This window comes from Spirulina sp. LEGE 11439, assembly GCF_059821285.1.
Map to the genome: position 1 here is coordinate 96485 of NZ_JCAMRX010000018.1, position 7947 is coordinate 104431.

Here is a 7947-nt window from a genome sequence, read left to right on the forward strand (position 1 = left end):
TTTGATTCGGGAAAGCGATCGCAAGAGAAAGTTTTTTGGGAACTGCGATCGCTTCATTCGCTTTATAACCAATTCCCCACCAACACAAACCCAGACCAAAAATAAGGATGTTGAAACTCAACATTATCCCCCTGTAAAATCTCTAATTGTGCCTGTCGCAATGCTTCTGCTTTCGTGGTTTGCGATCGCGCCAACTCTTCATAAAAACGACTCATCATTAAGGAAGTGGTTTCATCTGCAGCCAGCCAAAGACTCGCAACGGTGCTTCTTGCTCCCGCCCGTATTGCCATTCCCGCCAGCCCGAGGACGGCGCGATCGTCCCCTGTTGCCGTTTCGCAAGCGCTTAATACCAGCAATTCGATGGGAACGAGTCGCTTCTTATCCGATCGCAATAAGGCACTCAGTTCGTCAATATTCAATTTGTCGTCCCACGTTAGCACAAAAGTATCCTCAGCCTTAGAACTAAATTGACCGTGAGTCGCTAAATGCACTACTGTTACAGGGTTTTCATTCACGAGGGTTTTAAATTCTCCTTCGATGAACGTGCCATCCAGCAAGACTTCTGCACCTACCGCCGCTTGAACCCGCTCCAGTTCTATTTTGACGTTGGGGATGGGGGCAAAATCTTGGGTTTCCAGAGAGACTCCTCCCCCCAAAACTTGTAGGGTTTCTCGGGCGAGGGGTTGCGGATCGATAAGATTCAAACTGGGAGCAAGGGCGACACTGTATTTTTCAATGAGATAGCGATCGCCGTCATGGAGAGCAGCCATCGGAACGTTACGAAGTGCGCCATCGAGAACAAAAACGAGATTTTCAACGCCGCTTGCTTCTAATTCCGTTTCGAGATCGCGAATCAACCAATTGTAAACTTGTTGGGATACTTCTAAGCGTTTGCGGTTGCGTCGCCGACCTCGGGGTGTGGCAATATAGAAGTTCATATCTGCAAGTGCTTTTTCCAGTACTGCTTGGGGTTGAGGGCTGCTATACTGGCGCAATTCTTGGCCGGGGAGTGCAAGGATCGTGGCAAGGCGATCGCCTAAAATAATCGTGTAGAAAATCGCCGATCGCGGATCGATTTGGTCGATTTGTTTGGCTTCGACATCAGAGCAAGCATCCCGGAAAAAGTTATCCAACTCGGCAAGTTGTAAGGCTTCGATCGCTTCCCTCGCTTGAATGAGTTGATTTTGGGTTGCTCCGGGTTGTAAGAGCAGATCCACATATTCGCGATAAACGGGTTCGACACTTTCCCGGAAGGAAAATTGCAGATCTGGGTTAATGGCAACGAGATCCCCTCGCAAGGATTGTAAGGTGCTAATGGCGTGAGCGTAAGCGGCGATCGCTGCTTCTCGTTGATTCTGTTCTCGCAAAATTCGCCCCAGTTGCCATTGTTCTTGATAGATAATTTCCGGGGCATTGAAAGATTGAGCCAGTAAGAGTCCTTTTTCCGTGGCGGTTTTCGCTTCTGCGTAACGTTGATGACTTTCGTAGAGTTCCCCCAAACTGCCCCAAACTTGCGCTTCTGCGAGGCGATCGCCAGAGTTTTGTGCTTGTTCTAAAGCTCGAGCGAGAGTGTGAGCAATTTGAGCTGGAGGAATCTCGGTTTTGCCCAATCTCATGAGGTTTTTGGCTAAATTAATTTGGGCGTAAATGGCGGGACGAGTGGCAGGAAGTTGGGTAATATTGGTTTGAATTTGCGGTAGAAGGGTTTTTGCGATCGCAATCTCTTCTTGTTCGATCAGAACTCTAAATTCGTTTAACTGTGCTTGTATTTCCAGTTCTAGATTAGGGGCATCAAGGGCAGCTTGGCGATAATAGGAAAGTGCTTTTTGCAAAGATGCGTCTTTTTCCTCTTCTTCTTGAGGGAAGCGGGCGGTATTGCCGAGACTGATTTGAATTGAGGTAATATTTTCAGGATTGCCTTGCGATCGCGCGATCGCCAAACTCTCTTCAAGATTTGCCATTGCTTCTTGCAAACGTCCGAGGGATCGCTGCACGTCTCCCAAGATTTGTAGGGCTTTGGCTTTCAACAGCGTATCGGGTTCGGAGTCCAATTGTTGCTTAAGCGTTTTCAGGCGCTTACTCGCCTGTTCGTGCAGTCCCATTGCTTGCAATGCTTGAGTTTGACCGATTTGGCTGCGGGTATTCCCCAGGGTGTCATTTTGTTGGCGATAAATGTTTGCGGCACTTTGCCAACGCTCCAACGCCTGCTCGGGTTGTCCGACGGATAGGTGCAATTGTCCTTCCACTTCAAGAATTTGAGCGAGGAGATTTTGGCGATCGCCAGTTTGCGCTAAAGATGCAACAAGATTTCGGCTTTGCGCGATCGCATTGCGAGCCGAGGCAATATCCCCCATTTTTCCATAAACGAGAGCTAAATTCCTTATTGTTCTTGCTTCGCTGAGTTTGTCACCGCGATCGCGATCGTGTTGTTGTGTTTCTTGCAATGATTGTATTGCCTCATCATAACGCCCGCTTTCATAAAGTTCCCGAGCTGTTGACGCAAGCGATCGCTCTCTCTCCTGTACGATTATCCGTGCAGACGCTAGATTTAATTGTACATCTGCGGTCAAAATTCCAATGGATGCGATCGGGATAAGGGCGAATAGAGCGAATTTTTTCATGAGGGTTGTGGGCAATTTACACTTGGTATTAAAGATAAGGAATGCAGAAAAATTATGAGTTTGTTAAGATATTCGCGATCGCGGTAACTGTTTTCTTAAATATGTTACTATCATTTATTGTCTTTGTAGACCTCAACGCATTTATGCAGCCCAACAGGAAAAGAATATTAACAAAACTTATCTTCAGTCTATTGGTTAGTAGCGGATTGCTGGCGATCTGTTATCCGATTTTACAGCTCAATACGAATAGTCCGTTGCTGAATCTTATACAATTCAAAATGCGCCATCTTCCTCTCATGCAAGACGGAAAATGTCGGCGAGTGAATCGTCTCTTTTATTTTGGTTCGGAAGTCAAAATAGATGCCCAGCTTGTAGAAAAAATTAATTTTCGGAGTCCATATCCATATGAAGTTAGAGAAGTCGTTCTCGCTCCAGGAGGCTATATTATTGCACAAATAGAGCAAAAAGGTACAGCACAGTCCCCAGAAATATATATTATTCATACGATAATCTACAAAAAAAGTAGAACCGGCAAATATTTTCAACTCGAGGATTGTCAAAAGGGAATCGTTTAATCTAAAAATCCCTATTGCGATCGCTCGATTTATTCAATCTGTTTCATTATCTACGAATGTTTTATTGAGAGCAAGAGTTGAAAATGATAGAATAGGATTGCAACTACTGAAAAATCTCATGCGATCGCCTTAATTTGAGGAAATGACCGATGACTCAAACCGTAGCAGAGCCAAAACTATACAGCTTTGATGAATTTATCAGTCAGTATCCCGAAAACTCACTCGTCCGATACGAACTGCATGATGGAGTTATTGTTGAAATGCCCAAGCCCAAGGGAAAACATTCACATTTAACAGGCTCTCTGATCGAGCAACTCTTAATCATTATCAGGCAAATGGGCAATGGTGGAATTTGGACAATTCCCCGAGAATCAATTATCAAACCCCAACGGGAAAGATCGGGTTATGAACCGGATATTATTGTTTTAGATCGAGAAGTCATAGAAAGAGAGTCTCGCTGGGAAACAGAATCAATTATCCAAAATCCCGATTCAGTTAAACTCATTGTCGAGGTTGTTTCGACAAATTGGCGCGATGATTACTACAATAAATTTCGAGATTATGAAGAAATGGGGATTGAGGAATATTGGATTGTGGATTATGCTGCATTGGGAGCGAGAAAGTTTATTGGCGATCCCAAACAACCCACAATTTTTGTTTGCTGTTTGGTTAATGGAGAATATATAATGACTCCATTTACAGAAAATATTGCTATTATGTCTCCTACTTTTCCGCAGTTCAATTTATCTGCACGGCAAGTTTTTGATTTGGCTTTGTAGAAATCTTAAATTTAATATCTCTACCGAATTAAATTTTGTATTCAAGGGAAAAATAAACCCCCTGCTCCTGTGCGGTATTGGTGGTAGAATTGCGATCGACGAGAGGAATACCCCAATCCAAACGCCCGGTTAAGCGATCGCCAACTTTCACATGCAGTCCCACTCCCACAGAAGAAAGTGTACCGGGAGAATCGATCGCACTGTTGCCACTATTCCAAACCGTACCAACATCAAAAAATGGTGCAACCTGTACTAAAGCATCCCATTCCGGAATGCGGAGAACGGGAATTCTCACTTCTACTGAGCCAAAAAAGCCATTATCAGCACTGCGAAAATCTTGGCGAAAACCCCGTACCGTGGAAAGTCCCCCGATCGCAAACTGTTCAAAAGCTAACAAATTTTGGTCTGCCAGTTGCAGATCGGAACGCAATAACAGGATAGTATCGGGAGCCAGCAAGCGTAAATATTGTGCTTGCAACCGCCACGAAAAGAAGCGACCATCTGGGGGTGAATTGTTAATGGTTGCGTCCAATAAACCCACACCGAGGCTAAATTGCGATCGCAGGGCAAAAACATCATTATTCGTGCGACGGCTGTATTCTTGGAAGAAACGCAGGGCAGAAACAGTGGTTCTCCCGTCGTTACTCGCTCCTTCTGTCAGAGGAAACGCACCGATATTATCCAAACCGATAAAACTGCGGCTGCTTTGCCACGAAGCCGTTAAACCGATCGCTAAATCTTCGCTGACGGTTTGTTTCAAAGGCTGGCGGTAGGTGAGTTGATAGCTGGGTGCTTGGGAGGAAATATCGAGGAGAGTGAAGGGGTCTTCAATAATATTATTTTGGCTGCGACTGTGGGAAAAAGTCAGCGTCCCATTTCTAGCATTGAGAGGGATTGTATAGCTGAGATTGTCGAGAGTGTGGCTGCCGTCGGTGTTGATATAACCGACATTGAAGCGATCGCCAAACCCTAAGAAATTATTGTGAGTAAAACGTGCCATGCGTCGGATACTGCCCACACTCGGCGATCGCTGATTGTCAAAAGTCACGGTAAAAGTTGTCGCGTCGGCTTCGGTGGCTTCTACATCAAGGATGCTGGCACCGGGTCGCGATCCCGCCGAAAGATTCACAGATAAATTGGCGATGAGGGGATCTAATTGTAAGAGTTGCAAGCCATTGAGGAGTTTGTCGCGGTTGAGAGGAGATTGAGCGGCAAGAGCAATGCGACGGCGGATATAATCGGGATCGAGACGGTTTAAGCCTTGAATGTTAATCGCTTCGATTTCCCCTTCGATAACTTGAATAGCGATCGCACCGTCTTGTATGGACTGTTCGGGAATAAATGCCCCTGAAGTGATATAGCCTTCATCTTGATAGTATTGTGTGAGGGTCTCTGCCGCTTGGAGGAGTTCGGCAAAGGAGATGGGGCGATTTATAAAGGGTGCGAGGAGTTCCGTCAATTCTTCAGCTTTAAACACCGTATTGCCGATAATTTCAAATTGATTGACGAGGATTTCTCCGGGGATGTCTTCTGGTGGGGTTGGTGTGGGGCTTGTGGTATCGGGTAGGAGGTCTTCTAGAGGGGGTAAGGGTTCGATCGCCGGTAAAGGTTCTGGGTTGGGTTGAATGATGTCTGGGAAGTTCAGAGCAGGGGATTCACTTTGGGCGATCGCGGGAATTGTATAGAGAAGAGAAATAAGAGGGAGCAAAAAAAAGGGAGAGCGGGGCATCATAAGAAGGCGATCGCGTTCTGACAAAGTTTCATTTATTGTATTGATAGGGTAGCGTAAAAACAGACATTTTTAGCCATGCGATCGCGGCGATCGCTGGCAAGGATCCAAGTCCTGTAGACACAAGGCATGCCTTATCTTTAGGGTGGTTAAAATGGACAGAAAGTTTTAGGAAATCACAAGTATGAGTTCCGAGTCTCCGAAGCCATCTTCGCCAGATATCGTGAGAAAGACAACGGAAGAACTGGCTAAGTTCGTTCAGTGGATCGCGGAATTAATTCGCCGTCGCAATTGGTTTACGCTGCTATTACTCGTTGATGTGGGACTGGTTCTGTTTTGCACTCCGGGGCATATTGTCCCTCAATTGTTGCAAAGCTGGTTTGGTTTCGAGTTGCCACAGTGGTACGGGACGGTATTCTGGCCGATGTTGGGAGTTATTTTTCTCGCGGCTTTAATCGTTGCAGTGGTGACGATGCCTTCGGAAGTAGAGGAAGATAAGTTTGAGGAACTCAAGGCAATTAAAGGGTTGCGTCCTTTTACTCGCAGGGATGCGGAAATTTTTAGCCGTTTGCAGCGTCATCGCGATTTGGCAGAATGTTTAACTGCGCTGAAGGGTTCTTCCTATCGCTTTGGCTATTTGGTGGGGGAGTCGGGTTGTGGGAAAACTTCGTTTTTGCAGGCGGGTTTGTTGCCGAAATTAGAGGAAGCGATCGCAGCTTGTGGGGTTTATATTCGCTTTAGCGATCGCGATCCCTTAGAAACGATTCGCGAGGAATTCCGCAAGCAACTTTCTTTAACGATGGAGGAAAATGCCAGTTTTCTCACTTTGGTTAAAGATGCCGCCGCCTCTAAACCGCTCATTTTGCTTTTTGACCAGTTCGAGCAGTTTTTCGTTCAGTGCAAGTCTGAAGGCGATCGCCAGCCTTTTATCCAAGAGTTGAAGGAGTGGTATGAGAGTCCAAAAAAGCCAAATGTCAAGATTATTTTCAGTATTCGTGCCGATCTTTACTACAATCTGATTGAAATTGAGAAGGCGTTGGGTTATAACCCCAGTCCTTTTGAAGTCTGTCGCCTGAAAAAGTTTTCTCCCCAACAGGCAACGGATGTTTTGGGGGTGATTGCGGAAACGGAAGGAATCAACTTCGATCGCGCTTTCATCGAAAAGATGAGCCAACAAGAACTCGCCAGTCGGGAAGATGGGTTAATTTCTCCAGTGGATTTGCAGATTCTCGCATGGATGCTGGAACGAGAAAATATGGAGCAATTGCGATCGTTTAATGAGAAGGCGTTTCAAAAGTTGGGAGGAATTGAAGGGTTATTAAAGCGCTATTTAGAGAAGGTTTTGGAGACGAGAACGTTAGCAAGTCAGCGACAGGCGACGATTAAGGTGTTATTGGCGCTAACGGATTTGGAGAGGCAGGTGCGCGGGGGAGTGCTGACGGTGGAAGAGTTGGGGGAGAAACTGAAGGAGACGGTAAAACCAAAGGAAGTCGCTGAAGCAACGGTTTGGTTGGCGCGGGGAGATGTGCGCTTGATTTCTGCGGTGGAGGAAGAAAAGAAAACTGGTTATGAATTGGCGCACGAACGCATGATTCCGGCGTTGATGCAGTTATCGGGGAAGGAACTAACGGCGGCGGATCGGGCGAATAAGTTACTGGATGCGCGGGTTAATGAATGGTTGGGGAGTAATGGTAAATCGCGTTATTTATTGGATATTCGGGAGTTATGGGCGATCGAACGGCAGAAACCTTATGTGATTTGGGGGGCGAAACGATCGCAAAAGGAGAGGTTGTTAAGACTGAGTAAACGGCGAATTTATAGCTTTACGGGTGCGGTTGGCAGTGTGGTGCTGGTTGTGACGTTGTTTGGCGGTTGGCTATTTTTGACTCCGCAAGGACAGATGCAGCAAATCCGATTGGCAATAACGGGCAATTCTCTTGCTAAAGTCGGCGATACAACAGAAGCACGGGTTGCTATTGCTGTGGCTAAGGATGGGCAGTGGAAAGCGGCATTTCAGTTGGTTGCGGATCATGTTAAAAGCGATCGCGATCGAGCCACTTTTCTCTGGCAATTTGCCGCGATCGTCCCCCGAGGAACAGACTCCAGCCAAACCGAAACTCAATTGGAATGGGCTGTAGCAGAGGTCAAGAACATTGACGACCCATTCTCCCAATCCTCTGCCCTGAGTGCGATCGCCTCGGCTTCTGGACAACTCCAAGATGAGGAGAAAGCGGCTCAACTCT

Annotated in this window: 5 protein-coding genes; 3 read left to right on the forward strand and 2 right to left on the reverse strand. The window is 46.4% G+C overall.

Translation table 11 applies throughout. The features are described 5' to 3' along the window. Window positions 1–62: 62 nt before the first annotated feature. Window positions 63–2621, reverse strand: coding sequence for a CHAT domain-containing protein (locus AC6RV6_RS14230; protein ID WP_500241511.1), 2559 nt, complete (start codon window positions 2619–2621; stop codon window positions 63–65). A 41-nt stretch (window positions 2622–2662) separates the two neighbouring features. On the opposite strand from AC6RV6_RS14230, the gene AC6RV6_RS14235 reads away from it, so the two are divergent. Next, window positions 2663–3196, forward strand: coding sequence for a hypothetical protein (locus tag AC6RV6_RS14235; protein WP_500241512.1), 534 nt, complete (start codon window positions 2663–2665; stop codon window positions 3194–3196). Between the two features lie 149 nt (window positions 3197–3345). Further along, a complete protein-coding gene (locus tag AC6RV6_RS14240; RefSeq protein WP_500241513.1) occupies window positions 3346–3975 on the forward strand; it encodes a Uma2 family endonuclease in 630 nt (209 codons plus the stop codon). A gap of 28 nt (window positions 3976–4003) precedes the next feature. On the opposite strand, the gene AC6RV6_RS14245 is transcribed toward AC6RV6_RS14240, so the two are convergent. Next, the gene (locus AC6RV6_RS14245) at window positions 4004–5707 is read right to left on the reverse strand and encodes a ShlB/FhaC/HecB family hemolysin secretion/activation protein (protein WP_500241514.1); all 1704 of its coding nucleotides are present in this window, start codon (window positions 5705–5707) and stop codon (window positions 4004–4006) included. Window positions 5708–5888: 181 nt separating this feature from the next. Between AC6RV6_RS14245 and AC6RV6_RS14250 the strand changes: the two genes are divergently transcribed. Beyond that, on the forward strand, window positions 5889–7947 hold a 2059-nt coding region (locus AC6RV6_RS14250; protein WP_500241516.1), incomplete at its 3' end, for an nSTAND1 domain-containing NTPase.